The organism is Hansschlegelia beijingensis (assembly GCF_045505405.1).
In the GTDB taxonomy this organism is placed as follows: Bacteria; Pseudomonadota; Alphaproteobacteria; order Rhizobiales; family Methylopilaceae; genus Methylopila; species Methylopila beijingensis_A.
In genome coordinates, this window is the sequence record NZ_JBJKEX010000414.1 from 1 (window position 1) to 2,458 (window position 2,458).

The window sequence follows — 2,458 nt, forward strand, 5'->3', positions numbered from 1 at the left end:
CCGGCCCGGCCGATCGTGGCGGTGGCCTCGCCCGGCGTGGTGCTGGCCGACCATCTCGCCGGCTTCATGAGCCGCGCCCCGGCCGACGTGCTCTGCTTCAACACCGAGGCCGACCGCGCGCTCTACGCCGCGGCCGCGGCCGAGATCGGCCTCGACGCCACCAACGCCGCCGTCACCGGGCTGCTCGGCCTCGAGAAGCGGCCATGGACCCGGCCCGCTGGTCGTCCGGCCGTGATCTTCTTCGAACAGCCGGTCATCCCCGCGCGGCGCATGCAGCGCGCCCATCTGCTCGCCGGCCTCGCCGAGCTCGCGCGGCGCTTCCCGCAAGCCGACGTTCTGGTGAAGCTGCGCCACGGCCGCGACGAGCGCGCCCATCACGCCACGCGCTTCCATCTCGAGGACATCGCCCGGGAGCTGTTCGCCCGCGGCGGGCGTCCCCGCAACCTCAGCTTCACCCACGATCCGGCGCACGAGCTTCTCGACCGCGCCTCGCTCGCCGTCACGGTCAGCTCAACCATCGCGGTCGAGGCCATGGCGCGCGGCGTGCCGACCCGGATCGTCTCGGATTTCGGGATCTCGGAGCTTCTCGGCACGACCTATTTCGTCGGCTCCGGCTGTTTCGCCCGGCTCGCCGATCTCGATCCGAACGTGGCGGCCGTCGTCCGTCCGGACTGGCTCGCGGATTCCGGCGCCACGACGCGGCCCGAAGCGCTTCTCGACCAGTGCGCGGCCCTGCTGGGCGGGCAGGACGCGCTCGGGGCCGCGCTGCCGCTGCGTCCGCTGACCCCCGCCTATGGCTCGCCGGACTGGCTGGCCTACGCCCTCGGGAACGGCGGCCCGATGGCGGTCCACGCGCCGCATCTGCTTGAAAAGCCGCGCCGCGGCCTCGGCTTCGTGGCCGCCGTTGCGAACCGGCTGAAGGAGGGCCGCCGGTTCGTTCCGCGCGGCTGACGAGAAGGTTTTCTGTTACAACCCCGCGCAGCTGATCTAGGTTGCGCCGCACAGCGCGCCGCGGGGCGCGCGCCCGGAGCGTCTCGATGGTCAAGGTAATCGCGGAGATCGGCTGCAACCATATGGGCCGGCTCGACATCGCGAAGCGCATGGTCGAGGTGGCGGCCCGCGAATGCCGGGCCGACGTCGCCAAGTTCCAGAAGCGCAACAATCGCGAGCTTCTGTCGCCGAAGCAGTATGGCGAGCCGCATCCGGTCCCGGCCAACGCCTATGGCGAGAGCTATGGCGCGCATCGCGAGGCGCTGGAGTTCAGCGTCGACCAGCACGCCGAGCTCAAGGCCTATTGCGAGGAGCTCGGCGTCGTCTACGCGACCTCGGTGTGGGACATGACGTCGGCGCGCGACATCGCCGGGCTGAACCCGGCGCTGATCAAGATACCCTCCGCCACGAACCTCAATTTCGAGCTGCAGGGCTGGCTCTGCGAGAATTTCGCGGGCGAGATCCACGTCTCGACCGGCATGACGACGCGCGACGAGATCGAGGCCGTGGTGGCGTTCTACGAGCAGCGCGGGCGCGCCCAGGACGTCGTGCTTTACGCCTGCACCTCCGGCTACCCGGTCAGCTTCGACGACCTGTGCCTGCTCGAGGTGGCGCGGCTGCGCGACGTCTATGAGGGCCGCGTGAAGCAGATCGGCTTCTCCGGCCATCATCTGGGCATCGCGGCCGACGTGGCGGCGTTGACGCTCGGCGCCGCCTGGGTGGAGCGGCACTTCACGCTCGACCGCACCTGGAAGGGCACCGACCACGCCGCATCGCTCGAGCCCGACGGTCTGCGCCGGCTGTGCCGGGACCTCCGCAACGTCGAGATCGCGTTGTCCTGCAAGGACAAGGACCTGCTCGACGTCGAGGAGGAGCAACGCAAGAAGCTGAAGTGGCTGCCGGGGCTTAGGGCGGTCGGCTGACAGACGCCTTGCGGCCTGCGCCGGCCCGTGCGACAGGCTCGACGAACATCCTCTTGCTCCGGAGCAGACCAGCGTGCGTTGCGTCGCGGTGATCCCCGCCAGGGGCGGGTCGAAGGGACTGCCGCGCAAGAACCTGACGCCGCTCGGCGGGGTTCCGCTGGTCGTCCGCACGATCGCGGCCGCGCGCGGCGCGTCGCTGGTCCAGGCCGTGTACGTCTCGACCGACGATCCCGAAATCGCCGCGGCGTCCCGCGCCGCCGGCGCCGCGGTGATCGACCGTCCCGCCGAGATCTCGACCGACGAGGCTTCCTCCGAGAGCGCGCTGCTGCATTCGCTCGAGATGATCGAGGCCGAGAGCGACCCGGTCGACGTGCTGGTCTTCCTGCAGTGCACCTCGCCCTTCACGACCCCGGCGGAGGTCGACGCGTGCGTCTCCGCCATCGGGCGCGGCGGCGCGCTCTGCGCCTTCACGGCGGCGCCCGACCATGGCTTCCTGTGGACGGTCGGCGAGGACGGTTTCGCGGCCGGCCTGAACCACGACCACG

At 70.9% G+C, this 2,458-nt stretch carries 3 protein-coding genes; all 3 read left to right on the forward strand.

Going from position 1 to position 2,458, the window contains the following annotated elements:
• Window positions 1–951, forward strand: a 951-nt coding sequence (locus tag ACIKT0_RS16885) for a DUF6716 putative glycosyltransferase (RefSeq protein WP_407106534.1), incomplete at its 5' end; no start/stop codon positions are given.
• Between the two features lie 86 nt (window positions 952–1,037).
• Window positions 1,038–1,913 carry an N-acetylneuraminate synthase family protein gene (locus ACIKT0_RS16890; protein WP_407106535.1) on the forward strand — a complete coding sequence of 292 codons (876 nt, stop codon included), beginning with the start codon at window positions 1,038–1,040 and terminating at the stop codon, window positions 1,911–1,913.
• Window positions 1,914–1,986: 73 nt separating this feature from the next.
• A partial coding sequence (locus ACIKT0_RS16895; protein WP_407106536.1) for an acylneuraminate cytidylyltransferase family protein occupies window positions 1,987–2,458 on the forward strand: 472 nt, incomplete at its 3' end.